This window comes from Nocardioides mangrovi, from assembly GCF_020073815.1.
GTDB lineage: Bacteria > Actinomycetota > Actinomycetes > Propionibacteriales > Nocardioidaceae > Nocardioides > Nocardioides mangrovi.
The window spans coordinates 17,918-42,724 of the sequence record NZ_JAIQZJ010000009.1; the positions used below are offsets into that span (position 1 = coordinate 17,918).

The following is a 24,807-nucleotide window of genomic DNA, read 5'->3' on the forward strand; positions in this document are numbered from 1 at the left end:
TGCCTGCTGTGGCCTGACCCGACCTGACATCACCACGGCCCATGGGTCATCATTTCCCCGTGATCACCACCGCACGCCCGAAGCCCGACTCCGCCGCGGTCGCGGCCGTCGACGTCGCGCGCGCCGCCCTGGTCGCCGAGGTGGACCCCGCCGACGTCGGCGACCACCTCGGCCACGTCGTCGAGGGCGAGCGGGTCGTCACCCACCTCTTCGCCTGCGCACGCTCCGGGTACGTCGGCTGGCAGTGGTCGGTCACCGTGGCCCGGGCGAGCCGCGCCAAGGAGGTCACCGTCGACGAGGTCGTCCTCGTCCCGGGCGAGGGCGCGATCGTGGCCCCGGCCTGGGTGCCCTACCGCGAGCGGATCAAGCCGGGCGACCTGTCGCCGGGCGACCTGCTCCCCGTCGACGACGACGACCCGCGGCTGGTCCCGACGTACTCCTTCGGCGACGACCCGCTCGACGCCGACGACAAGGCGCAGGTCCGCGCGGTCGCGAAGGACCTCGGCCTCGGCCGGGTCCGCACCCTCTCCGTCGAGGGCCGTGACCTCGCCGCGCAGCGCTGGTACGACGGCGACGGCGGCCCCGAGTCGCAGCTCGCCCGCTCGGCCCCGGACCAGTGCACGACCTGCGGCTTCCTGATGCGGATCGCCGGCCCGCTGGCCGAGACCTTCGGCGTCTGCGCCAACGGCGACGCCAACGACGACGGCCGGATCGTGTCCCTCGACCACGGCTGCGGCGCCCACTCCGAGGTGCGGCTGGCCAAGCGGCACGAGCCGCAGCCGCTGCCGGAGCCGGTCTTCGACACGATCACGCCCGACGAGCTCGAGTCGCTCTAGACGATCGGCTCGTCCGGGCCACCTGGGTCGCCCGGGTCCTCGACGCCCGCGAGCCGGGCCACCCGCCGGCGACGGCAGTACTCCAGGCCGCACAGCCCCAGGCCGAAGCCGGCCAGGCAGGTCCACAGCCACCACACGTGGCCCGAGTCCTCGAGCCGACCGTAGAACGGCAGCAGGCCGAGGAAGCCGAGCAGCCACAGCGCCGAGCCGACCTCGACGGTCCGTACGCCGTCGACGTCGAGCGGCTCCACGTCGGCGACGAAGAAGGTGCGGTTGCCGATCTCGTGCGTCATCGGCCGGTCGTCCTGCGGCTCCACCCGACCCACGCTACGGCACGGCTCCTTGTCCGGGAGCGCCTGCTCCGCAGGCCCGCGCATCCGACCTGGCTGCGTTGTCGGCGACTCGACGGGCCTCCGGCCCGCCTTCGCCCCTCCGCCTTGCCAGCCCGGCGCGCGAGCCCGCTCGCGACGGCGCCGGACGAGGACCCGCGCTGGTCGACCGCCCGCCACGATGGGATGCTGGGCGATCGTGAGCATCGACCGCCTGTTCCTGATCTCCCAGCGTGGCTCGACCGTCGGACGGGAGGTGCGAGGCGGCTTCGTCACCTTCTTCACGATGGCCTACATCATCGTGCTCAACCCGCTGATCCTCGGCTTCGCCCAGGACGCCGACGGCCACTACCTCGGTGGCGGCGGTGAGCCGAACCTCGCGATGATCGCCGCCGGTACGTCGCTCGTGGCCGGCGTGATGACCATCCTCATGGGTCTGGTCGCCAACTACCCGATGGCACTCGCCACCGGCCTCGGCCTCAACGCGTTCGTGGCGTTCTCCATCGCCACCCAGATGACCTGGGCCGACGCGATGGGCCTGGTGGTGATCGAGGGCCTGGTGATCCTGGTGCTGGTGCTCACCGGCTTCCGGGAGGCGGTCTTCCACGCCGTACCCGCCCAGCTCAAGATCGCGATCTCGGTCGGCATCGGCCTCTTCATCGCGCTGATCGGCTTCGTCGACTCCGGCTTCGTCCACCGCATCCCGGACGCCGCCAACACCACCGTCCCCGTCCAGCTCGGCGCGACCGGCCAGCTGTCCGGTTGGCCGGTGCTGGTCTTCGCGGTCGGCCTCGCACTGGTCATCGTGCTGTGGGTCAAGAAGGTCCGCGGCGCGATCCTCATCTCGATCATCGCCACGACGGTCCTGGCGATCGTCGTCGAGGCGATCGCCGACCTGGGCGCCGCCTCGGCGGACAACCCGAAGGGCTGGAGCCTCAACGTCCCCGCGTGGCCGGACAAGGTCTTCGACTCCCCGGACTTCGGCACCGTCGGCCACTTCAGCCTGCTCGGCTCCTTCGACCGGGTCGGCGTCGTGACCGCACTGCTCCTGGTCTTCACGCTCCTGCTCGCCGACTTCTTCGACACGATGGGCACGATGACCGCGATCGGCGCCGAGGCCGGGCTGCTGCAGGAGGACGGCACCCCGCCCAACACCCGCCGGATCCTGGTCGTCGACTCACTCGCCGCGGCCGCCGGTGGCGCCGCGGGCGTCTCGTCGAACACCTCCTACATCGAGTCGGCCTCCGGCGTGGGCGAGGGCGCCCGCACCGGCCTCGCCTCGGTCGTCACCGGGCTGCTCTTCCTGGTGTCGGTCTTCGCGGCGCCGCTGGTCGCGATCATTCCGTCCGAGGCGGCCGTGCCCGCGCTGGTCCTGGTCGGCTTCCTGATGATGCAGCAGGTCCGCGGCATCGACTGGAACGACCTGGAGATCGCCATCCCGGCGTTCCTCACCATCGTCCTGATGCCCTTCACCTACTCGATCACCGTCGGCATCGGCGCCGGCTTCCTCGCCTACGTGCTGATCAAGATCGCCACGGGCAAGGTCGGCTCGATCCACCCGCTCCTGTGGGTGATCTCCGCGCTCTTCCTCGTCTACTTCTTCATCAACCCGCTCACCAGCTGGCTCACCTGACGCCGACCCGGCAGCGACCTTCGGCCGGGTCGGCGCCGGAATAGTTAGCACAGGTAATGAGTTATGCTAACGATATGCCCACCGTGGAGAGCGCCGTCCGGACGGACGCAGGACTTGCCGCCGAGCTGCGGCTCAGCGTCATGCGCCTGCGCCGGCGGCTGGCCAACGAGCGCCACCCGGACAACGAGCTGAGCATCGCCCAGATGGGCGTGCTCGGCGTCCTCGCCCGTCGCGGCGCCCTGACCCTGGGCGAGCTCGCCGCCGCCGAACGCGTGCAGCCGCCCTCCATGACCCGCACGGTCAACTGCCTCCAGGAGTCCGGCGACGTCGTACGCCGCCCGCACGAGACCGACGGTCGCCAGGTCGTCGTCGAGCTCTCCGACCAGGGTCGTGAGCGCGTGCTCGCCGACCGCGACCGCCGCGACGCCTGGCTCGCCCAGCGCCTGGTCGAGCTCTCGCCCCAGGAGCGCGACGTGCTCCGCCGGGCCGCCCCACTTCTCGAAGCCCTCGCCCAGAAGGACTGATCACCACCACATGAGCCCCACCTTCCGCGCCCTCCGCATCCCCAACTACCGGCTCTACTTCGCCGGCAGCGTGGTGTCGAACGTCGGCACCTGGATGCAGCGCGTGGCACAGGACTGGCTGGTGCTCCACCTCCCCGGCAACAGCGGCACCGAGCTCGGCATCACCACCGGACTGCAGTTCCTCCCGGTGCTGCTGCTCAGCCCGTACGCCGGGGTGGTCGCCGACCGCTTCCCCAAGCGCCGGCTGCTCCAGGTGACTCAGGCGACGATGGCGCTGGCCGCGCTGATCCTGGGTCTGGTCGCCGTCCTCGGGGTCGCCGAGACCTGGATGGTCTACGCCATCGCGTTCGTCTTCGGCATCGGCGCCGCCTTCGACGCGCCCGCCCGGCAGTCCTTCGTCTCCGAGATGGTCGGCCAGGACGACCTCACCAACGCCGTCGGCCTCAACTCCGCGGCCTTCAACGCGGCCCGCGTGCTCGGCCCGGCGCTCGCCGGCCTGATGATCGGCGCCCTGGGCGGCGGCGCCGAGGCCACCGGGTGGGTGATCCTGGTCAACGCGGTCTCCTACATCGCGGTGATCGCCCAGCTCGAGCGGATGAACACCGCCCGCCTGTCCTCGCCGGAGCCGCGGGGCCGCCGGCCCGGGATGATCGTGGAGGGCGTCCGCTACGTCCGGAGCCAGCCGAAGATGGTGATGATCCTGATCATCGTGTTCTTCGCCGGCACCTTCGGCATGAACTTCCAGATCACCTCCGCGCTGATGGCCACCGAGGTCTTCGGCAAGGGCGCGGGGGAGTACGGCATCCTCGGCTCGGCCCTCGCGGTCGGCTCGCTGACCGGCGCCCTGCTGGCGGCCCGCCGGGTCCGGATCCGGCTGCGCCTGCTCGTGGCGGCCGCGATCGGCTTCGGGGTGGCCGAGATCGTGGCCGGGCTGCTCCCGTCGTACGTCGCGTTCGCGCTCTTCTGCCCGCTGATCGGCTTCTGCACCCTCACCATGCTCAACTCCGCCAACGCGACCATGCAGCTGGAGTCGCCGCCGGAGATCCGGGGCCGGGTGATGGCCTTCTACTTCACGATCGTGATGGGCGGGACGCCCATCGGCGCCCCCATCATCGGCTGGGTCGGCCAGCACCTCGGAGCCCGCTGGACCTTCATCCTCGGCGGGGTCCTCACCATCGCCGGCGTACTCTTGGCACTAGCCGTGTTCGCCCGCATGCGAGGCGGTGCTCGCAGCGTTTTGACCGGTGTTGGGCACCCGAGTAACCTCTTTCCTCGTGTCTGGGACAACCCAGCCACTGCGCGTGCCCGGAATCAGTCGGGGGAACAGGACCCCGTCTCCGGCGCGGAAAGCCCAGTCGACGAGACCCTCGCCGGGTCCCGCTGACAGCGGCGGTAGGGCGACACGCCCGACCTCGGGGGCGAGCAGGGGCTGGTGGCGAACGCACCACCCGGACGCGGCAACACCACCGTGCGGGTAGAGCGCCCGTACTGAGAGTGACAAGAAGGGGAACCACTCGGTGCCCACCATTCAGCAGCTGGTCCGCAAGGGCCGCCAGGACAAGGTGTCGAAGAACAAGACGCCTGCCCTGAAGGGGTCTCCGCAGCGCCGTGGCGTCTGCACCCGCGTCTACACCACCACCCCGAAGAAGCCGAACTCCGCCCTCCGCAAGGTCGCCCGTGTGCGCCTCTCGAGCGGCGTCGAGGTCACGGCCTACATCCCGGGTGTCGGTCACAACCTCCAGGAGCACTCGATCGTGCTCGTCCGCGGCGGCCGGGTGAAGGACCTCCCCGGTGTCCGCTACAAGATCATCCGCGGCACGCTCGACACCCAGGGCGTGAAGAACCGCAAGCAGGCTCGCAGCCGCTACGGCGCCAAGAAGGAGAAGAGCTGACATGCCGCGCAAGGGTCCGGCCCCGAAGCGGCCGATCGACGTCGACCCGGTCTACGGGTCGCAGCTGGTCACCCAGCTCGTCTCCAAGGTGCTGAAGGACGGCAAGAAGCAGGTCGCCCAGCGCATCGTCTACACCGCCCTCGAGGGCTGCCGCGAGAAGACCGGCACCGACCCGGTCGTCACGCTCAAGCGCGCGCTCGACAACGTCAAGCCCGCCATCGAGGTCAAGTCCCGCCGCGTCGGCGGCGCGACGTACCAGGTCCCGATCGAGGTCAAGGGCACGCGCGGCACCACGCTCGCGCTGCGCTGGCTGGTCGGCTACGCCCAGGACCGTCGCGAGAAGACGATGTCCGAGCGCCTCATGAACGAGATCCTCGACGCTTCCAACGGCCTCGGTGCCGCGGTGAAGAAGCGCGAGGACACCCACAAGATGGCCGAGTCCAACAAGGCCTTCGCGCACTACCGCTGGTGACCACGGGCGCGGGCGACGACCGTCGCCCGCGCTCCCACCCGGAACTTCCGACTTTCTAAGGAACGCTGAACACAGTGGCTGTCGACATCACCACGGACCTCAACAAGGTCCGCAACATCGGCATCATGGCGCACATCGACGCCGGTAAGACCACCACCACCGAGCGCATCCTGTTCTACACCGGCATCACCTACAAGATCGGTGAGGTCCACGAGGGCGCTGCCACGATGGACTGGATGGAGCAGGAGCAGGAGCGCGGCATCACCATCACGTCCGCCGCGACGACCTGCTGGTGGAAGAACCACCAGATCAACATCATCGACACCCCCGGTCACGTCGACTTCACCGCCGAGGTCGAGCGCTCGCTGCGCGTCCTCGACGGCGCCGTCGCCGTCTTCGACGGCGTGGCCGGCGTCGAGCCGCAGACCATGACCGTGTGGCGGCAGGCCAACAAGTACTCCGTGCCCCGGATGTGCTTCGTGAACAAGCTCGACCGCACCGGCGCGGACTTCTTCCGCTGCGTGGACATGATGGTCGAGCGCCTCAACTCCACCCCGCTCGTCCTCCAGCTGCCGATCGGCGCGGAGGCCGACTTCCTCGGTGTCGTCGACCTGGTCGGCATGCGTGCCCTGACCTGGCGCGGCGAGACCAAGATGGGTGAGGACTACGAGGTCGAGGAGATCCCCGCGGACATGGCCGAGCAGGCCGCCGAGTACCGCGAGAAGTTCCTCGAGACCCTCGCCGAGGCCGACGACGCCGTCATGGAGAAGTACCTCGAGGGCGAGGACTTCACCGTCGAGGAGCTCGAGGCCGCGATCCGTCGCGCCACCCTGGCCGACAAGCTCAACCCGGTCCTGTGCGGCACCGCGTTCAAGAACAAGGGCGTCCAGCCCCTGCTCGACGCGGTCGTGAAGTTCCTGCCGTCGCCGCTCGACATCGACGCGATCATCGGCCACAAGCCGGGCGACGAGGAGACCGAGATCTCCCGCAAGCCCGCCGACGACGAGCCGTTCTCCGGCCTGGCCTACAAGATCGCCTCGGACCCGCACCTCGGCAAGCTGATCTACGTCCGCGTCTACTCGGGCAAGCTCGAGGCCGGCTCGACCGTGGTCAACTCGGTCAACGGCAAGAAGGAGCGGATCGGCAAGGTCTACCAGATGCACGCCAACAAGCGTGAGGAGATCGCGTCGGTCGGCGCCGGCCAGATCGTGGCCGTCATGGGTCTGAAGGACACCAAGACCGGTCACACCCTGAGCGACCCGAACAACCAGGTCGTCCTCGAGTCGATGACGTTCCCGGCCCCGGTGATCGAGGTCGCGATCGAGCCCAAGACCAAGGGCGACCAGGAGAAGCTCTCCCTCGCGATCCAGCGTCTCTCCGACGAGGACCCGACCTTCACGGTCAAGACCGACGAGGAGACCGGCCAGACCATCATCGCCGGCATGGGCGAGCTCCACCTGGAGATCCTGGTCGACCGGATGAAGCGCGAGTTCCGCGTCGAGGCCACCGTCGGCAAGCCGCAGGTCGCCTACCGCGAGACCATCCGCCGCGAGGTCAAGAACCACAGCTACACGCACAAGAAGCAGACCGGTGGTTCGGGTCAGTTCGCGAAGGTCGTCATCTCGGTCGAGCCGAGCATCGACCCGGAGACCGGCACCGGCGCCGGCTACGAGTTCGTCAACAACGTCACCGGTGGTCGCGTCCCGCGCGAGTACATCCCGTCGGTGGACCAGGGCGCCCAGGAGGCCATGGAGTTCGGTGTTCTCGCCGGCTACCCGATGGTCGACGTGAAGGTCGCGCTCGAGGACGGCGCCTACCACGACGTCGACTCCTCCGAGCTCGCGTTCAAGATCGCCGGCAACGCGGCCTTCAAGGAGGCCGTCCGCCAGGCGAAGCCCGTGCTGCTCGAGCCGATGTTCGCCGTGGAGGTGACGACGCCGGAGACCTTCCTCGGCACCGTCATCGGCGACATCAACAGCCGACGCGGCCAGATCCAGGCACAGGAGGAGCGTCACGGTGACATGGTCATCAACGCCCTCGTGCCGCTGTCCGAGATGTTCGGGTACGTTGGCGACCTGAGGTCCAAGACCTCGGGCCAGGCTTCGTACTCGATGGAGTTCGACTCGTACGCCGAGGTTCCCACGAACATCGCCGACGAGATCATCAAGAAGGTCCGCGGCGAGTAGTCGCCCGAGGCCCTCGGCAGTAACACCCAGCAAGTACGAGTCAAGTAACAACCCACACCAGGAGGAGCCCCAGTGGCTAAGGCGAAGTTCGAGCGGACCAAGCCGCACGTCAACATCGGCACGATCGGTCACATCGACCACGGCAAGACCACCCTGACTGCCGCGATCACCAAGGTCCTGCACGACAAGTACCCGGACCTGAACCCGTTCACGCCGTTCGACGAGATCGACAAGGCTCCCGAGGAGCGTCAGCGCGGTATCACCATCTCGATCGCGCACGTCGAGTACCAGACCGAGGCGCGCCACTACGCGCACGTCGACTGCCCCGGTCACGCCGACTACATCAAGAACATGATCACCGGCGCGGCCCAGATGGACGGCGCGATCCTCGTGGTCGCCGCCACCGACGGCCCGATGCCGCAGACCCGTGAGCACGTGCTGCTCGCCCGCCAGGTCGGCGTGCCCGCCCTGGTCGTCGCCCTGAACAAGTGCGACATGGTCGACGACGAGGAGCTCATCGAGCTCGTCGAGATGGAGGTGCGCGAGCTCCTCTCCGAGTACGAGTTCCCGGGCGACGACATCCCGGTCGTGCGCGTGGCGGCCTTCCCGGCCCTCAACGGCGACGCCAAGTGGGGCGAGTCCGTCCTCGAGCTCATGAACGCGGTCGACGAGTACATCCCGACCCCGGAGCGCGAGACCGACAAGCCGTTCCTGATGCCGGTCGAGGACGTCTTCACGATCACCGGTCGTGGCACCGTCATCACCGGTCGCATCGAGCGCGGCATCGTCAAGGTCGGCGAGGAGGTCGAGATCGTCGGCATCCGCGAGGGTTCGCAGAAGTCGACCGTCACCGGCGTCGAGATGTTCCGCAAGCTGCTCGACGAGGGCCAGGCGGGCGAGAACGTCGGTCTGCTCCTCCGCGGCACCAAGCGCGAGGACGTCGAGCGCGGCATGGTCGTCATCAAGCCGGGCACCACGACCCCGCACACCAACTTCGAGGCCTCGGTCTACATCCTCTCGAAGGAGGAGGGCGGCCGTCACACGCCGTTCTTCAACAACTACCGCCCGCAGTTCTACTTCCGTACCACCGACGTGACCGGCGTCGTGACCCTCCCCGAGGGCACCGAGATGGTCATGCCGGGCGACAACACGGAGATGGCCGTCGAGCTGATCCAGCCGATCGCCATGGACGAGGGTCTCCGCTTCGCGATCCGTGAGGGTGGCCGCACCGTCGGCGCCGGCCGGGTCACCAAGATCACCAAGTGATCTGACCTAGAAGCAACCAGCGCGGCCCCGGACCTCACGGTCCGGGGCCGTTCTGCATCTCCTGCCCCATGCGTCTGTCGTTTCATCACGGGATGAGGGCGAAGCGTCACTTCCCACGATGAGTTCAGCGAGGGGAGTGACGCTTCATCAAGGGGTGAAGGCGCACCGACACCCCTGCAGGTCCACCCTCATCCCTTGATGAAGCTGCGGCGAGTGAGGCAGGCGAGGCACGAGCCCCAGCCCGCTGCCGTCGACACTGGCGCGGACGCATAGGGTCGGGCTGTGCCGGGACCAGTCGATGCAGCAGCAGTGGAGGCCGCGGCCGAGGTGCTGCGCCCCGTCGTACGCCGCACCGAGCTCGAGCACAGCGAGCGGCTCAGCGGGGTCGTCGGCGCGACGGTCCTGCTCAAGCGCGAGAACCGGCAGCTCACGCGGTCCTACAAGGTGCGCGGCGCCTTCCACCTGATCAGCGGCCTCACCGACGAGGAGCGCGCCCGCGGCGTCGTGTGCGCGAGCGCGGGCAACCACGGGCAGGGCCTGGCGTGGAGCTGTGCGCGGCTCGGGGTGCGCGGCCGGGTCTACGTGCCCGGCAACACGCCCCGGCAGAAGCGGCAGCGCATCCTGGCGCTCGGCCAGGGGCTCGTCGAGCTCGTCGTCGAGGGGAGCACGTACGACGTCGCCGGCGCGGCCGCGCACGCCGACTCCGAGCGCACCGGTGCGGTCTACGTGCCGCCGTTCGACGACCCGCGCACCATCGCCGGGCAGGGCACGATCGCGCCCGAGCTGGTCGAGCAGGCGCCCGGCCCGCTGCACACCGTCGTCGTCCCGGTGGGCGGCGGCGGCCTGGTCGCCGGGCTCGCCGTCTGGCTGCGCGAACGGCACCCGGGTGTCCGCATCGTCGGGGTCGAGCCGGACGGCGCGGCGAGCATGACCGCCGCGCTCGCCGCCGGTGGGCCGGTGGCACTCGAGGAGGTCGACACCTTCGTCGACGGTGCGGCGGTGGGCCGGGTGGGTGAGGTGACCTACCCGATCGTCCGCGACCTGGTCGACGAGGTCGTGACGGTCGAGGCCGGCGCGGTCTGCACCGAGATGCTCGACCTCTACCAGGTCGAGGGCATCATCGCGGAGCCCGCCGGCGCGCTCGCGAGCGCCGCCGTCCGCGAGCTCGCGGGCACCTTCCCGGCCGACGCCCTCGTCGCCTGCATCGTCTCCGGCGGCAACAACGACGTGAGCCGGTACGGCGAGATCGTCGAGCGCTCGCTGGTCCACCAGGGCCTGCGCCACTACTTCCTGGTGTCCTTCCCCCAGGAGCCCGGTGCGCTGCGGCACTTCCTCGCCGACGTGCTCGCCGACGGCGAGGACATCGTGGTCTTCGACTACGTCAAGAAGAACAACCGGGAGACCGGCCCGGCGCTGGTCGGCATCGAGCTCGAGGCCGCCGCTGGCCTCGCGGGCCTGCTCGACCGGATGGACGCCAGCCCGCTCACCATCGAGCGGGTCCCGCCCGGCTCGCCGCTCTTCACGTTCCTCATGTGACGAGGCGCGACCGACCGATCTGGCACGATGCCCGGGTGAGCCAGCAGCCGCCTCCGCCGTACGGCTATCCGCAGCAGCCCTACTACGGGCCGCCGCCGGACCACCCCCAGGCCACGACCGTGCTCGTGCTCGGCATCCTGGGTCTGGTGGTCTGCCAGGTGATCTCGCCGGTCGCCTGGGTGATGGGCAACCGGGTGCTCCGCGAGATCGACGCGAGCGGCGGCCAGCTCGGCGGCCGCAGCAACGTCAACGCCGGCCGGATCTGCGGCATCATCGGCACGATCCTGATCGGGATCTCGCTGCTCGTCCTGGTCGGCTTCCTCGGCATCTTCGTCGTCGCGGGCGTCGCCGGCTCCGTCGGCTGAGCCCGGCCGGCCTCCCGGATCAGCCGAGCGCGGCGACCGCCTCGGCGAAGACCTCCGTGTGCCGGTCGACGTCGGCCTCGGTGTGCGCCGGGGAGAAGAGCGCCATGTTGTGGAAGGGCGTCAGGAGCACGCCGCGGTTGAGGCACCACAGGTGCAGCAGCGACTCCAGCTCCTCGTCGACGGCGGCCGCCGCGGCCGCGCCGTCGCGGGGCGGCGGGCAGAACCAGTACTCCGCCCGGCACCCGAGGCGCTGCACGTGCCAGGGCAGGCCGGCGTCGGCGATGACCCCGGAGACGCCGGCGGCGAAGCGCTCCGCCAGGGGTACGGCCACCGCGAAGTCCTCCTCGCGCAGGCAGGTCGACAGCGTGGCCCGGATCGCGGCCAGCGCGAGCGCGTTGCCGGTCAGCGTGCCGCCGACCCCGGCGACGTCGATCTCGTGCCCGAGCATCGGGCCGGAGAGCCGGTCGGCGACCTCGGCACTCATGCCGTAGGCCGCGCAGGGGATGCCGCCGCCGATCGGCTTGCCGACCACGAGGAAGTCGGGCTCGAGGTCCCACGCGACGGTCGCGCCGCCCGGACCGGTGCACAGCGTGTGGGTCTCGTCGTTGACGAGGAGCACGCCGTGCCGCCGGGTGATCTCGCGGACGCCCTCGAGGTAGCCCGGCTCGGGCAGCACGATGCCGATGTTGGTGAGCGCCGGCTCCATCAGCAGGCACGCGACGTCTCCCTCGGCGAGCCGCCGGTCGAGCGCGTCGAGGTCGTTGAAGGGCACCACGGCGGTGGTCTCGGAGACCGGCACCTGCGGGCCCAGTGCCCCGGGCCGCGGGACCACCCGGTCGCCGTCGAGCACGGCCAGCGTCTCGTCGACGGTGCCGTGGTAGCACCAGTCCATGACGGCGATCCGCGGTCGGCCGGTCAGGTGACGGGCGAAGCGGAGCACGAAGCGGTTGGCGTCGGTCGCCGACATCGCCAGCTGCCACGACGGGAGCCCGAAGCGCCGGGCCAGCTCCTCGCCGACCCAGACGGCGTCGGCCGACGGCAGCATCGTGGTGATCCCGCGGGTCGCCCGCTCGGTGAGCGCCGCGGTGACCTGCGGCAGCGCGTGACCGGTCATCGCACCGGTGTCGCCGAGGCAGAGGTCGACGTACTCCACGCCGTCGACGTCGGTGAGCCGCGCCCCGGACGCGGAGTCGAAGAACACCGGGAACCGGCCCGGCCACCTCGTCATCCACGGCATCGGGACGCCGGCGAGCAGCGGGCCGCGGGCGGCCTCGGCGAGCTCGGCGGAGCGGGGGTGGCTGCTGACGAAGCGGTCCTCCTCCTGGGAGAGGAGGGCGGCGATGCGGGAGCGGTCGACCATGGCAGCGAAGATAGTCCTCATGCCCGACGACCACGTGCGACCGGCGCGCCCGCACCACAAGCTGACCGACGACGGCCGCCGGATGCGCGAGGTCCTCACCTACTCCCGGAGGGGGAGCCGGTTCACCCCGCGCCAGGCCGAGGCCTGGGACGCGTACGCCGAGCGGTGGTGGGTCCCCGACGAGGCGGTCGACACCCCGGGCTTCTCGCTGCCGGGTCTCTTCGGCCGGGAGGCGCCGCTGCTGGTCGAGATCGGCGCCGGGATCGGGGAGTCGACGGCCGAGCTGGCCCAGGCACGGCCGGACCACGACGTCGTCGCCTTCGAGGTCTGGCGGCCCGGCGTGGCCGACACCCTCGGCCGGATCGGCGAGGCGGGGCTCACCAACGTGCGGATGCTCAGCGTCGACGCGGTGTGGTCGATGGAGCACCTCGTCGCCGAGGGGAGCCTGGCCGGCCTGTGGGTCTTCTTCCCCGACCCGTGGCACAAGAAGCGCCACCACAAGCGCCGCCTGGTCAACCCGGACTTCGCGCGGCTCGCTGCGAGCCGTCTCGCGCCCGGGGCGGAGTGGCGACTGGCCACCGACTGGGCCGACTACGCCGAGCACATGGTCGAGGTGCTCGACGCCGAGCCGCTGCTCGAGGGCGGTGTCGTCGAGCGCTGGGCCGAGCGGCCGGTGACCAGGTTCGAGCGCAAGGGCCTCGCGGCCGGCCGCACGATCACCGACCTGCTGTACCGACGTACGGCGCCGTAGTCCGCCGGACCAGCAGCTCGGTGGGCAGGATCACCTGCTCGGGCTTCCACTCGGAGGTGTCGAGCGCGCAGAGCACCTGCCGGGCCGCGACCCGGCCCTGCTCGTCGGCGGACTGCGCCACGGTGGTGAGGTCGAAGTAGCCGGCCATCTCGTGGTCGTCGATGCCGATCACGGAGACGTCCTCGGGCACTTCCAGCCCGAGCTGGTGGGCCGCGCGCAGCACGCCGATCGCCATCTCGTCGGAGGCCGCGAAGACCGCGGTCGGCCGGTCGGGCAGGCTCAGCAGCGCCCGGCCCGCCCGCAGGCCGCCCGCGACGGTGAACTCGCCGTCCTCCTCCAGCGCCGGGTCGTGAGGGAGGCCGTGGTCGGCGAGGGTACGGCGGTAGCCCGCCAGCCGAGCGGTCGGCGCGGTGAAGTCGAGGACACCCTCGGTGGCCCCGCCGATGTAGGCGATCCGCCGGTGTCCGAGGTCGGCGAGGTGCCGGGTCGCCGCGGCGGCGGCCTCGACGTCGTCGATGCGGACGGTGGCCCACCCGGGGATGTCCGCGCCCACGATGATCACCGGCCGGCCGAGCGCGGAGAGGCGGGTCAGCTCGTCCTCGGTCGGGGTCAGGCTGAGCACGAGCACGGCGTCGACGCGCTTGGTGAGCAGGCTGGTCTCGAAGACCCGGTGCCGGGCGTCCGGGTCGCCGCCGAGGTTGTAGAGGAGCAGGTCGTAGCCGTGCTCGCGGAGCACCTGCTCGGCACCGTGGACCACCGTGGCGAAGAACCACCGGGTCACGAACGGCACCACCACCGCGACTGTGCGGGTCTGCCCGCTGGCCAGGCCGGCGGCGCTGGGGGAGGGCACGTAGCCGAGCCGGCGCGCGGCCTCCATGACCCGCTGCCGGGTCTCGTCGGTGACCCCGGGCAGGCCGCGCAGCGCGCGCGAGACGGTCGCGGTGGACATCTCCACCTCGCGGGCCACGTCCTTGATGCCGGTCATGAGCGGCGGCTCCGGTGACCAGAGTGCGGGAGCGCTCCCACTTTCGCGGTACAGACGTTACGGTGGGTCCCATGAGCCTGCGCCCCACCCGCCACCTGCCCGACGGATCGACCCTCGCCTTCGGCGCCGCCGCGGCGTCGTACCAGATCGAGGGGGCGACCGACGAGGACGGCCGCGGACCCTCGATCTGGGACACCTTCGCCGCGCGTCCGGGCAGCACCCGCGACGGCCGCGACGGGTCGGTCGCCTGCGACTCCTACCACCGCTACGACGAGGACATCGCCCTCGTCGCCGGTCTCGGCCGCGGCTCGTGGTACCGCTTCTCCGTCGCCTGGTCGCGGATCCTGCCCGAGGGCACCGGCCGCGTGGAGACGCGCGGGCTGGACTACTACGACCGCTTCGTCGACGCCGCGCTCGCCCAGGGTGTGCAGCCGACCGGGACGCTCTACCACTGGGACCTCCCGCAGACGCTGGAGGACCGGGGCGGCTGGCTCGAGCGGAGCACCGCCGAGGCGTTCGCCGACTACGCGATGATCGTCCACGAGCGGCTCGGCGACCGCGTGCAGGTGTGGGCGACGCACAACGAGCCGTGGTGCGCGGCCTACCTGGGCTACTCCGCCGGCATCCACGCGCCGGGCCGCAAGGAGGGCGACGCCGGACACCGGGCCGCCCACCACCTCAACCTCGCCCACGGCCTGGCCGCGGCGCGGCTCCACGACGCCGGGGTGACCGACCTCGGCATCGCGCTCAACCTCGCGCCGTACTGGCCGGAGACCCCGGAGGCGGCCGGCGCCGCCGACGAGCTCGACGCGGTCCGCAACCGGGTCTGGCTCGGGCCCCTGGTCGACGGGGCGTACGACGAGGGCCTGCTGCGCGTCGCACCGGTGCTCGCCGACCCGGCGCTGGTCCGCGACGGCGACCTCGACCTGGTCCGCGACTCGGTCGAGTGGATCGGCATCAACTACTACACGCCGTTCCGCCCGACGCTCGCCGACCCGACGCTGACGGTCCACCCCGAGGTGGAGGCCTACCCCGGCGTGACGCCGGTGTCGTTCGTCGTGCGTGAGCCGCGCACCGACATCGGCTGGGAGGTCGACGACAGCGGGCTGGAGGCGATCCTGCTGCAGACCCACGAGCGCACCGGCGGGGTGCCGATGGTGATCACCGAGAACGGCGCCGCGTGCCCCGACGACACCCTCGTCGAGGGTGCCGCCGGGGAGGTCGACGACCAGGACCGGATCGACTACCTCCGCGACCACATCGCCGCCACCGAGCGGGCCCGGAGCGCCGGAGCCGACGTCCGGGCCTACCTGGTGTGGACCCTGCTCGACAACTTCGAGTGGGCGGAGGGCTACACGAAGACCTTCGGGATCGTGCACGTCGACCCGAAGGACCTCACCCGGACGCCCAAGGCCTCCTACCACTGGCTGGCCGGGCACATCGCCTCCGCCTCGTCCTGATCGACCGGGGCCTGCCGGCCGGTCAGCCCTTCACGCTGCCGGCCAGCAGACCGCGGACGAAGTAGCGCTGCAGGGACAGGAAGACGACCAGCGGGATCACCAGGGAGATGAACGCGCCCGACGCGAGCAGCTGCCAGTCCTGACCGCGTTCGCCGACCAGGTTGACGAGCTTGACCGTCAGCGGCTGGACCTCGGGCGAGCTGAAGACCAGCGCGACGAGCAGGTCGTTCCAGACCCAGAGGAACTGGAAGATCCCGAACGCCGCGATCGCCGGCATCATCAGCGGCAGCATGATCCGGCTGAAGATCTGCACGTGGCCGGCGCCGTCGACCCGGGCCGACTCGATCAGCTCGCCGGGGATCTCCCGCATGAAGTTGTGCAGCAGGAAGATCGCGACGGGCAGCGCGAAGATCGTGTGCGAGAGCCACAGCTCGTAGAGGCCGCCGGCTGGTGCGTCGCGGCCCGCGAGCGGCATCAGGTTGAAGGGCGGGTCGACGTACAGGCTGAGCAGCGGCACCAGCGTCACCTGGATCGGCACGATCTGGAGCGCGAAGACGGCGACGAAGAGGACGTCGCGGCCCTTGAACTTCATCCAGGCGAAGGCGTACGCCGCCAGGGTCGCGAGGCTGATCGGGATCAGCACCGCGGGGATCGTGATGACGATCGAGTTGATGACGTTGGTGCTCAGGCCGGTGTTGCTGGACCCGCCGCTGAACGCGTCCTGGTAGTTCTTCAGCGTGAAGCTCGGGTCGGTGAAGACGTTCCACCAGCCGTTGGACTTCACGTCGGCCTCGGGCCGGAAGGACGAGATGAACAGGCCCGCCGTCGGGATCGTCCAGAGGATGGCGATCACCACGGCGATCGCCGAGGCGATCCGGCCGGTGAGGCCCTCGCGGGCCGCCGCCGCGGCGGACACCGGCGCGGCGGTCGTGGGGGTGGTGGGGTCGGCGGCGCTCATCGGCCCTCCAGCTTTCGCATCTGGCGAATGTTGTAGATGACGACCGGGGTGACCAGCAGGAAGATGACGACCGCGATCGTGGTGGCCAGGCCCTGGTTACCGGAGACGAAGTTCTGTCGGTAGAACTCGTAGGCCAGGACGCTGGTGTTGAAGTTGCCGCCCGTGGCGGTCTGGACGATGTCGAAGACCTTGAGGGTCGCGATCGTGATCGTGGTGAGCACGACGATCAGCGAGGGGCGGATGCTCGGGACGGTGATGTGCCGGAAGAGCTTCCAGCCGCCGACGCCGTCGAGGCGCGCGGCCTCCACGATGTCGTCCGGGATGCCCTTGATCGAGGCCGACAGCAGCGTCATCGCGAAGCCGGACTGGATCCAGACCAGGATCACGATCAGGAAGAAGGTGTTCCAGGGGTCCTCGAGGAGGAAGTTGAAGGTGTCGAGGTGCAGCCACACGAGGACCTGGTTGAGCAGGCCGATCTGGTCCTGCTCGTTCGAGCGGTAGGCGTAGACGAACTTCCAGATGATCGAGGCCGCGACCATCGAGATCGCGATCGGCAGGAACATCAGGGCCTTGGCGAACTTCTCGAACCGGGCCCGGTCGACGAGCACGGCGTACACGAGCCCGATGCCGGTGGAGAGGATCGGGGTGAGGACCACCCACAGGAGCGTGTTGCGCAGCACCGTGAGCTGCTGCTTGTCGGTGAAGAGGTCCTTGTAGTTGTCGAGTCCGACCCAGGGCGGGTCGAAGGTCTGCGCGCCGTGGAAGGACTGCCAGACGGTGACGATGGCGGGGTAGAGGAGGCCCACTCCGATGAGCAGGAGCGAGGGCCCGAGGAAGGCGGCGGCCTGGATGCGCTCGCCCGATCGGGAGCGCAGGCGTTGGGTGACCAGCAGGATGACCGCGATCACCGCGTAGAAGATGACGACCGCGATCACCATCTGGATCAACTTGTCGGATGTGCTCATGTCCTACCTGTCCTGGGTCAGTGGAACGTGCGGGCCTCGACGCCCGCCCGAGGACGGCAGCGGGGCGGAACCCCTGGTTGGGTTCCGCCCCGGTGCCTTTCAGCCCGTCAGCTGGGCCAGGAGTTCTCGATGTTGGTGAGAGCGTCGGACGTGCTCTCGCCGGTGATCCAGGCGGTCATCTCCGTCCAGAAGGTGCCGGCGCCGACGGCGCTGGGCATCTGGTCGGAACCGTCGAAGCGGAAGGTCGCGTCGGGGTCCTGGAAGATCTCCGCGGAGAGCTTGTCGATCGGGCTCGACAGGTTGGCGGAGTCGAGGCCGGTGTTGGCGCTCACCCAGCCGCCGCCCGGCGTGGCCTTGGCCTTCTCGTTGGCCCAGACGTCGGTCGAGAGGTAGGTCTGGAAGGCCTGGACCTCGGGACGGTCGTCGAACGCGGCCACGAACTCGCCGGCGCCGAGGACCGGCTTGCCGAACTGGTCGTTGGTCGGCGGGAGGTAGAACGCGAAGACGTCGCCGTCCTCGGTCACCTTGGTGCCCTCGGGCCACTGGGCGGCGTAGAAGGACGCCATCCGCATCATGCCGCAGTCGCCCTTGAGGATCGGGGTGCCCGCGTCCTGGAAGGCCGTGGTGGCGATGGAGTCGACGTCACCGAAGCCGCCGTTGACGTACTTGGGGTCCTTGAGGATCGCGCCGACCTTGTCGAGCGCGGTCGCGACGACGTCGTCGTTGAAGGGGATCTCGTGGTTGACCCACTGGTCGTAGACGTCCGGGCCGGCGTCACGCAGGAGCACGTCCTCCAGCCAGTCGGTGGCCGGCCAGCCGGTCGCGGTGCCGGACTCGATGCCCGCGCACCAGGGCTTGATGCCCGTGGCGGCGATCTGGTCGGTCAGCTTCATCATGTCGTCCCAGGTCTCCGGGATGTCCCACCCGTTGTCCTTGAACATCTTCGGGGAGTACCAGACGAACGACTTCACGCTCGCGCCCAGCGGGGCTGCGTAGAACGTGCCGTCGACCGTGCCGTAGCTCTTCCAGTCCTCGCCGAACCACTTGTCGACGTTGTCGCTGACCTGCGAGGGGGCCTCGACGACCGCGCCGGAGCCGACCAGGGTCTTGAGGAGGCCCGGCTGCGGGATGTAGGCGATGTCGGGGGCGTTGCCGGCCTTGACCCGGACCGAGAGCTGGGTCTCGAACTGGTCGGAGCCTTCGTACTTGACCGCGGCGCCGGTGCAGGTGGTGAAGAGCTTGTAGGAGTCCTCCTGCGCCTGCTGCTCCGGCGGGAGGATCGAGGTGTAGATCGAGACGCTCTTGCCGCTCAGGTCACCGAAGTCGGCGAGCTGCTCGAGTCCGGAGCACTCGGACTTGTCCGCTCCGGGCCAGGTGCCGCTGGCCTCGCCGCCGCCGTCGCTGTCGCTGCTCGCACAGCCGGCGAGGACGATGCCCGCGGTCACGAGGGAGGCGGCTACCGCCATCCCTCGGCGCGTGTTGCGTGATCGCATGGATGTATCCCTCTCTGCGTTGTCAGCAGGTCCGTCCAGGTCCGCGTGCCCCGAAACCCGCTCCGTCGGGACTGATGCAAACGTTTACGTGGATCGCCGTCAAGGACCGTCGGTCACAATTCTGTAACGCGCGTCACATTTTCGTGGGAACGCTCCCACAACGGGACGAACCGTATCGCCTCCGGGCCTGCACCGGACGATCTCCCGCGCCTCTCCGGCAACTGTCCAGCCGGTCTGCACCGCTGCGGACGCCGATGGACGTCCGGCAGAGCCCGCGATCGGCCGCAGGAATTGCGGATGACGGCCGCGATCGGGCCGAGATCGGCGGTCGCGAGGAGTCAGTCCTCGAGCAGCGCGAGCTCCTCGTCGACGTGCGGATCGCTCGCACCGGCGGCCTCCAGGTCGGCCTTGAGGGCCCGCTGCATGGTCAGCGCGTCGGCCCGGTGGCCGAGGTTGCGCAGCGACCAGGCGACCATCCAGCGCGCCACCCGGGTGCGCTCGTCCTCGCCGATCCGCTCGCGCGCGACGAGGGCCTGCTCGAAGACCGCGAGCGCGCCGGCGAAGTCGCCGGCGTCGGCGTGCACCATGCCGATGTTGGTCAGCAACGAGGCGTCCCAGTCGCGCGCCTCGGGGTCGGCCGAGCGGCCGGCGAGCTCGAGCGCGCGCTCGTTGACCGCGATCCGCTCCTCGGCCGGGACGACGAGCGCGACCATGTGGACGGCGTCGACACGGACGGCGTCGAGCCCGGCGTCGCGGGCCGCCGCCTCGGCCGCCTCGAAGTGCGGCAGCGCCGCCTCCTCCTCGCCCGCCGAGCGCAGCAGCCGCCCGCGCTCGAGGGAGACGTGGGCGGCCACCTCGTCGCTCGGCACAGCCAGGTCGTCGAGCAGCGCGTGGCCCTCGTCGTACCGCTCCTGGAGGCCGAGGGCCCGCGCCGCCTGGGTGAGGAGGACGATCCGTTCGTCGCCCTCCGCCTCGTCGGCGGCCGCTCGGAAGCGCACCTCGGAGCCGGCCGGGTCGTCGAAGTCCCACAGGTCGCGGAGGCGAGTCATGCCTCCATGGTGACCGAGCGGGTGTTTCAGGCGAAGTCGGCGGCGGTGAACTCTCGGCGCTCGACCAGCACGATCCAGTTGCCGGAGTTGTCGCGGCAGAGCGCCTCGACGCCGTACGGCCGCTCCTCCGGCTTCTGGAGGAACTCCACGCCGCGCGCGCTCAGCTCCTCGTAGGTCTGCTGGCAGTCGTCGACGTTCATGCCCAGCCCGTTGAGGCCGCCGCTGGCCCGCTCACGCTGCATGGCGGCGACGAACTCCTCGGAGAACGGCGGGCCGGGCTGGGTGAGGTGGATGGCGAGCTCGGGCTGGCTGGGGTGGTTGACGGTGCACCAGCGGTAGCCCTCGCCGAGGGTGATGTCGTCCTTGAGCTCGAAGCCGAGGACGTCGACGTAGAAGTCGCGGGAGGCGTCGATGTCGTCGACGAAGACCGATGCGATGGCGATGTTGGTGATCATGCGGCCACGCTAGGAGCCCGCGGCTCCGGCCCGCTTCTCCTGGCTTGCGGGGTCCGGGGCGGCCCGTTCGGCCAGCCCCCACTGGAAGATGTAGCAGCCGGGGATGCGGGGCGCGCCCGCCTCGGCGTACCGCCGCTGGAAGTCGCTGGGCGTCTCGCCGACCAGCTCGCGGAACCGGCTGCTGAAGGAGCCGAGGCTCGAGAAGCCCACCGCGTGGCAGACCTCGGTGACGGTGAGGTTGGTGGCGCGGAGCAGGTCCTGGGCGCGCTCGACCCGGCGCTCGGAGACGTACGTCGCGGGCGTGCGGCCGTAGGTCGCCTTGAAGAGGCGCTGGAAGTGGAACCTGCTCAGCCCGGCGATCGCCGCCAGCGTCTCGAGGTCGAGGTGCTCGGTGTAGTGGCGGTCGGCGTGGTCGCGGGCGCGGCGCAGGTGGACCAGGACGTCGCCCGGTGCCCGCGCGGGGGTGGTCATCGCGTGGTCACCTCGACGTCAGCCGGGCGCGGAGCGCGGACTCGCGGGCCAGCCGGGCCGCGTCGCGCTCGCGTCGCGAGGCGACGACCGCCGCGAGGAACGCCTCCGGCGGGGTGCCGGGCGGCGGCGCGGGGGCGACGTACTGGCTGACCGCGGTGGCGAGCCGCTCGCCGAGCGCGGCGCGCGAGGCCGGGTCGATCTGGGGGAGGCGGCCGAGGAACTGGCGGACCGCGAGGGCCAGGCCCGTGGGCAGCGAGGCCATGTCCGCGGCCGCGGCCCAGGCGGCGAGCGGCGGCGGCATCACTGCGGGCGCGGCCAGACGCAGCTTCACCCGCTCCCGCACGACGTACGTGCCGGCGGCGTAGTCGCCGAGCCGCTTGCCGCGGGAGCTCAGCAGGGCCGAGAAGAAGGCCGGGCTGACGGCGAACAGATAGATCTCGACGACCCCGACGAGAGCCCGGACGAAGGCGTGCTGGAAGGAGATCGGCCCGGCGTCGTCGCGGACCACGCGCAGGCCCATCGCGAGCTTGCCGAGGGAGCGGCCACGGGTCAGCGTCTCCAGGGTGGCCGGGAAGGCGACCAGGCTGACGATGAGCGCGGCCAGGGTCGCGACCTCCACGAGCGCCTGGTCGCTCTGCGCCGCCGCGACGACCAGTGCGATCGTCAGGACGACGAAGAGGATGAGGGCGGCCAGGACGTCGAGCAGGCCCGAGACCATCCGCGCGCCGAGGCCGGCCGCGGGCAGGTCGAGGGCGACGGCCTCGCCGGTGACGAGGTCGTCGTCGGTGAGCGTCGCGAACTCCGGCACCGCCACGCTCGCCAGTCTAGGAGGGCATTCGCCTCCTAGGGTGTGGTCATGGACCTGGACGCCTACGTCGCCGCGCACGCGGGGGAGTGGGCGCGCCTGGAGCAGCTCACCCGCACCCGCCGGCTCACCGGGGCCCAGGCCGACGAGTTGGTGGAGCGCTACCAGCAGGTGGCGACCCACCTGTCGGTGGTCCGCACCTCCGCGCCGGACCCGTCCCTGGTCGCGCACCTGTCCTCGGTCCTCGCACGCGCCCGCACGAAGGCGGCCGGCACCCGGACCAGCACCTGGGGCGGCGTACGTCGCTTCTTCCTGATGCGCTTCCCGGCCGCGCTGTACCGGCTGCGGCGGTGGTGGCTCGGGACGCTCGCGGCCAACGTGGTCGTCACCGCCGTGATGATGCTGTGGCTGCTCGACCACCCGAACGTCGAGCAGAGCCTGCTCTCGCCCCACCAGGTCGACCAGCTCGTGCAGCACGACTTCGAGGACTACTACAGCGAGTACGCCGCCAGTCACTTCGCGGCGCAGGTGTGGGTCAACAACGCCTGGGTGAGCGCGCTCTGCCTCGCGCTCGGGGTGTTCGGCCTGCCGGTCGTCTTCCTGCTCTTCAACAACATCACGAACCTGGCGGTCATCGGGTCGATCATGATCCGGCACGGCCACGCCGGGCACTTCTGGGGACTGATCCTGCCCCACGGACTGCTCGAGCTGACGGCGGTGTTCGTGGCCGGCGGCGTCGGCCTCCGGCTCTTCTGGTCGTGGGTCGAGCCCGGCTCGCTCACCCGCGCCCAGTCGCTGGCCCGGGAGGGCCGCACCGCCGGCACCGTCGCGCTCGGCCTGGTGGCCGTGCTGTTCGTGAGCGGGCTGATCGAGGCGTTCGTGACCCCGTCCCCGCTGCCCACCTGGGCCCGGATCGGCATCGGTGTCCTGGCCGAGTCGGTCTTCCTCGCCTACGTCTTCGTCCTCGGTCGAGACGCCTACCACCGCGGCGAGACCGGCGACCTCGACGCGTCGCTGCTCGAGGACCGGGTCGCGACCCGCGCCTAGCGGCGGGTTTCCCCGGCCGCCCGGGGAAACCCGCCGGCGCGCGGCAGGCCGACCGGCGTGTCGGGCCGGGTTGGGGGGACCACCCCGGCTCTCGGCGGGGTGGGGCGGTCAGCTCCGGGCGACCTCGGGTACCTGCTCGGAGGCCTGCGCGCCTGCCGGCGGTACGTCGTCCGAGGTCGCGACCGACCCGTCCAGCCAGGTCGCGGCAATCGCGAAGACCGGGCCGAGGGCGTTCATCGCGACCACGGCGACCCAGGCCGCCCAGGCGTTGCCCGGCGCCCAGCCGAAGCCGCCGTAGAAGGTCGCGAAGTAGGACGCGAAGCCCAGGAACATCGCCGGCACGAGGTGCAGCAGCCGCGTGCGGCCGGCGTACATCAGGGCGGTGTTGACGAGGAGGATCAGCGCCGCGAGCACGACGTCCATCGCCAGCTGCGAGTCGCCGAGGGCGGTGCCGACCCGGTCGTCGAGGAGCACGATCACCAGCGCGAAGGTGGACCCCGCGGGCATCGCCGCCCCCATGCTGCGCAGCACGTCGGGGCGCGGGCCGCCGGCGAGGTAGGTGCCGGCCCAGCCGATGAAGATCGCCCACGGCGGCAGGTGGAGCGCGGTGCCGCCGATGAAGGCGGTCGTCGCGGCGAGGATCGAGGCGGTCACCTCGTGGGGGAGGGAGCGGAGCCGGTTCATGCGGAGGTCCTCTCGTGCAGGGTGGTGCCGGTCGAGGGGTCGTGGAGCGCGGTGGACCGGGTGGTCTCGGCGACGACGCGGCCGCGCTTGAGCACCCACCGCCGCGGCGCGCGGTCGAGCAGCGCCGCGACGGGGTCGGTGGCGTCGAGGACGACGAGGTCGGCGGCCGCACCGGGCCGCAGGCCGTACGACGCGTCGATGCCGGCGATCCGCGCGGCCTCGGTGGTGGCCATGTCGACGACGCGCGCGAGGTCGTCGGGGCTGCCGAGGTGGGCGACCTGGGCCAGGAAGAGACCGGTCTCGAGCAGGTCGGCGTTGCCGAAGGGCGTGAACGCGTTGCGCACGTTGTTGCTGGAGTACGACGCCCGCACCCCGGCCGCCCACAGCGCGTGGAGCGGCGCGAGCCCGCGTCGTACCCGACTGGTGTCGGCGCGGCCGCCGAGGTGGAGGTCGGTGTGCGGCAGCAGCACCACGGCGACGTCCGCGGCGGCCAGCTCGCCGAGGGTGCGGTCGAGGGCGTCGCGCTCGAGGCTGCCGAGCGCGGTCATGTGGCCGAGGCTGACCCGGCCCTCGAGACCGCGCTCCCGGACCGCGGCGGCGATGGCGCCGGCCATCGCGAAGCGCGGGTCGCCGGGGTCGTCGCCGAAGTCGGCGTGCAGGTCGAGGGGCAGGCCGTGCCGCTCGGCGAGGTCGAGCAGCAGCCCGACCTGCCGTTCGCTGTCGGCGCGGTCGGCCTCGTTGTAGGTGCATCCGCCGATCACGTCGGCCCCGTGCCGGACCGCGCGCTCGAGCAGGCGGAGGGTTCCGGGCGCCTGGATGACGCCCTCCTGCGGGAAGGCGACGATCTGCAGGTCGATCCGGCCGGCGTACTCCGCCCGCAGGTCGGCGAGCACCTCGACGCCGAGCGTGCCGACGATCGGGTCCACGTCCGGGTGCGCGCGCACCAGGGTGGTGCCGTTCGCGATCGCCGCCTCGAGGACGCGCCGGGCCCGGGCCGCGATGCCCTCGGCCGCGAAGTCCGCCTTGAGCCGACCGGTGACCGCGATCGCCCCGGCGAGCGTCCCGTCCGGGTTGGGGGCGAGGTCGTCGAGGTGCGCCTTGTCGAGGTGCAGGTGCGTCTCGACCAGCCCCGGCAGCACCAGTCGGCCGGCCACGTCGAGGTCGCCGGGAGCCGCTGCGCCCGTGGCCGGCGAGATCTCGACGATGCGCCCGTCGGCGATCCGCAGGTCGACGAGCTGGTCGTGGCCGAGGGTGCGGGCGTGGGTCAGGCGCATCACTCCACGCA

25 protein-coding genes are annotated in these 24,807 nt (G+C 71.0%); 13 read left to right on the forward strand and 12 right to left on the reverse strand.

Annotated elements, in window-relative coordinates; genetic code table 11:
- Window positions 1–59 precede the first annotated feature (59 nt).
- On the forward strand, window positions 60–836 hold the full coding sequence (locus tag K8U61_RS15565; protein WP_224123963.1) for a DUF3027 domain-containing protein: 777 nt from the start codon (window positions 60–62) through the stop codon (window positions 834–836).
- On the opposite strand, the gene K8U61_RS15570 is transcribed toward K8U61_RS15565, so the two are convergent.
- Entirely contained in the window at window positions 833–1,153 is a 321-nt protein-coding gene (locus K8U61_RS15570; protein WP_224123964.1) for a DUF2530 domain-containing protein, read from the reverse strand. The two genes, K8U61_RS15565 and K8U61_RS15570, sit on opposite strands and share 4 nt — an antisense overlap.
- A 211-nt stretch (window positions 1,154–1,364) precedes the next feature.
- On the opposite strand from K8U61_RS15570, the gene K8U61_RS15575 reads away from it, so the two are divergent.
- From K8U61_RS15575 to K8U61_RS15615, 9 genes are all read left to right on the forward strand, one after another.
- Window positions 1,365–2,798, forward strand: coding sequence for an NCS2 family permease (locus tag K8U61_RS15575; protein ID WP_372454274.1), 1,434 nt, complete (start codon window positions 1,365–1,367; stop codon window positions 2,796–2,798).
- Window positions 2,799–2,872: 74 nt separating this feature from the next.
- On the forward strand, window positions 2,873–3,322 hold the full coding sequence (locus K8U61_RS15580; RefSeq protein ID WP_224123966.1) for a MarR family winged helix-turn-helix transcriptional regulator: 450 nt from the start codon (window positions 2,873–2,875) through the stop codon (window positions 3,320–3,322).
- A gap of 10 nt (window positions 3,323–3,332) precedes the next feature.
- A complete protein-coding gene (locus K8U61_RS15585; RefSeq protein ID WP_224123967.1) occupies window positions 3,333–4,706 on the forward strand; it encodes an MFS transporter in 1,374 nt (457 codons plus the stop codon).
- Between the two features lie 133 nt (window positions 4,707–4,839).
- Entirely contained in the window at window positions 4,840–5,214 is a 375-nt protein-coding gene (gene rpsL, locus K8U61_RS15590; protein WP_011757353.1) for a 30S ribosomal protein S12, read from the forward strand.
- A 1-nt stretch (window position 5,215) separates the two neighbouring features.
- Entirely contained in the window at window positions 5,216–5,686 is a 471-nt protein-coding gene (rpsG, locus tag K8U61_RS15595; RefSeq protein WP_224123968.1) for a 30S ribosomal protein S7, read from the forward strand.
- A gap of 74 nt (window positions 5,687–5,760) precedes the next feature.
- Window positions 5,761–7,872 carry an elongation factor G gene (gene fusA / locus K8U61_RS15600; protein ID WP_308043185.1) on the forward strand — a complete coding sequence of 704 codons (2,112 nt, stop codon included), beginning with the start codon at window positions 5,761–5,763 and terminating at the stop codon, window positions 7,870–7,872.
- 72 nt (window positions 7,873–7,944) lie between these two features.
- Window positions 7,945–9,138, forward strand: coding sequence for an elongation factor Tu (gene tuf, locus K8U61_RS15605; RefSeq protein ID WP_224123969.1), 1,194 nt, complete (start codon window positions 7,945–7,947; stop codon window positions 9,136–9,138).
- 282 nt (window positions 9,139–9,420) lie between these two features.
- Window positions 9,421–10,674, forward strand: a complete 1,254-nt coding sequence (ilvA, locus tag K8U61_RS15610; RefSeq protein ID WP_224123970.1) for a threonine ammonia-lyase IlvA — start codon at window positions 9,421–9,423, stop codon at window positions 10,672–10,674.
- 35 nt (window positions 10,675–10,709) lie between these two features.
- Window positions 10,710–11,039, forward strand: a complete 330-nt coding sequence (locus K8U61_RS15615) for a hypothetical protein (RefSeq protein WP_224123971.1) — start codon at window positions 10,710–10,712, stop codon at window positions 11,037–11,039.
- Window positions 11,040–11,058: 19 nt separating this feature from the next.
- Here K8U61_RS15615 and K8U61_RS15620 read toward each other — a convergent pair whose 3' ends face one another.
- Complete coding sequence (locus tag K8U61_RS15620) at window positions 11,059–12,399, reverse strand: aspartate aminotransferase family protein (RefSeq protein WP_263427274.1); 1,341 nt, start codon at window positions 12,397–12,399, stop codon at window positions 11,059–11,061.
- Between K8U61_RS15620 and trmB the strand changes: the two genes are divergently transcribed.
- Window positions 12,398–13,150 carry a tRNA (guanosine(46)-N7)-methyltransferase TrmB gene (gene trmB, locus K8U61_RS15625; RefSeq protein WP_224123973.1) on the forward strand — a complete coding sequence of 251 codons (753 nt, stop codon included), beginning with the start codon at window positions 12,398–12,400 and terminating at the stop codon, window positions 13,148–13,150. The two genes, K8U61_RS15620 and trmB, sit on opposite strands and share 2 nt — an antisense overlap.
- Here trmB and K8U61_RS15630 read toward each other — a convergent pair.
- Window positions 13,116–14,135: a LacI family DNA-binding transcriptional regulator gene (locus tag K8U61_RS15630; protein WP_224123974.1), complete on the reverse strand. Its 1,020-nt coding sequence runs from the start codon at window positions 14,133–14,135 to the stop codon at window positions 13,116–13,118. The two genes, trmB and K8U61_RS15630, sit on opposite strands and share 35 nt — an antisense overlap.
- A 71-nt stretch (window positions 14,136–14,206) precedes the next feature.
- Between K8U61_RS15630 and K8U61_RS15635 the strand changes: the two genes are divergently transcribed.
- Entirely contained in the window at window positions 14,207–15,595 is a 1,389-nt protein-coding gene (locus K8U61_RS15635) for a GH1 family beta-glucosidase (RefSeq protein WP_224123975.1), read from the forward strand.
- Between the two features lie 22 nt (window positions 15,596–15,617).
- Here the strand turns inward: K8U61_RS15635 and K8U61_RS15640 are convergent, their stop codons facing one another.
- From K8U61_RS15640 to K8U61_RS15670, 7 genes are all read right to left on the reverse strand, one after another.
- Window positions 15,618–16,553: a carbohydrate ABC transporter permease gene (locus K8U61_RS15640; protein ID WP_224123976.1), complete on the reverse strand. Its 936-nt coding sequence runs from the start codon at window positions 16,551–16,553 to the stop codon at window positions 15,618–15,620.
- Window positions 16,550–17,518, reverse strand: a complete 969-nt coding sequence (locus K8U61_RS15645; RefSeq protein ID WP_224123977.1) for a carbohydrate ABC transporter permease — start codon at window positions 17,516–17,518, stop codon at window positions 16,550–16,552. Before K8U61_RS15645 ends, K8U61_RS15640 begins: the two co-directional genes overlap by 4 nt.
- A 107-nt stretch (window positions 17,519–17,625) precedes the next feature.
- Window positions 17,626–18,984 (reverse strand): ABC transporter substrate-binding protein, encoded by a 1,359-nt coding sequence (locus tag K8U61_RS15650; RefSeq protein ID WP_224123978.1) that lies wholly within the window; start codon window positions 18,982–18,984, stop codon window positions 17,626–17,628.
- Window positions 18,985–19,349: 365 nt separating this feature from the next.
- Window positions 19,350–20,060 carry a tetratricopeptide repeat protein gene (locus K8U61_RS15655; protein ID WP_224123979.1) on the reverse strand — a complete coding sequence of 237 codons (711 nt, stop codon included), beginning with the start codon at window positions 20,058–20,060 and terminating at the stop codon, window positions 19,350–19,352.
- A 26-nt stretch (window positions 20,061–20,086) separates the two neighbouring features.
- Window positions 20,087–20,515, reverse strand: a complete 429-nt coding sequence (locus K8U61_RS15660; RefSeq protein ID WP_224123980.1) for a VOC family protein — start codon at window positions 20,513–20,515, stop codon at window positions 20,087–20,089.
- A 9-nt stretch (window positions 20,516–20,524) separates the two neighbouring features.
- Complete coding sequence (locus tag K8U61_RS15665; protein ID WP_224123981.1) at window positions 20,525–20,986, reverse strand: helix-turn-helix domain-containing protein; 462 nt, start codon at window positions 20,984–20,986, stop codon at window positions 20,525–20,527.
- A gap of 7 nt (window positions 20,987–20,993) precedes the next feature.
- Window positions 20,994–21,800, reverse strand: coding sequence for an RDD family protein (locus K8U61_RS15670; RefSeq protein WP_224123982.1), 807 nt, complete (start codon window positions 21,798–21,800; stop codon window positions 20,994–20,996).
- 42 nt (window positions 21,801–21,842) lie between these two features.
- Between K8U61_RS15670 and K8U61_RS15675 the strand changes: the two genes are divergently transcribed.
- Window positions 21,843–22,838, forward strand: a complete 996-nt coding sequence (locus K8U61_RS15675) for a stage II sporulation protein M (protein ID WP_224123983.1) — start codon at window positions 21,843–21,845, stop codon at window positions 22,836–22,838.
- A 108-nt stretch (window positions 22,839–22,946) separates the two neighbouring features.
- On the opposite strand, the gene K8U61_RS15680 is transcribed toward K8U61_RS15675, so the two are convergent.
- On the reverse strand, window positions 22,947–23,522 hold the full coding sequence (locus tag K8U61_RS15680) for a DUF1097 domain-containing protein (RefSeq protein ID WP_224123984.1): 576 nt from the start codon (window positions 23,520–23,522) through the stop codon (window positions 22,947–22,949).
- Complete coding sequence (locus tag K8U61_RS15685) at window positions 23,519–24,796, reverse strand: amidohydrolase family protein (RefSeq protein ID WP_224123985.1); 1,278 nt, start codon at window positions 24,794–24,796, stop codon at window positions 23,519–23,521. The genes K8U61_RS15680 and K8U61_RS15685 overlap by 4 nt, the downstream gene beginning before the upstream one ends.
- Window positions 24,797–24,807: the final 11 nt, after the last annotated feature.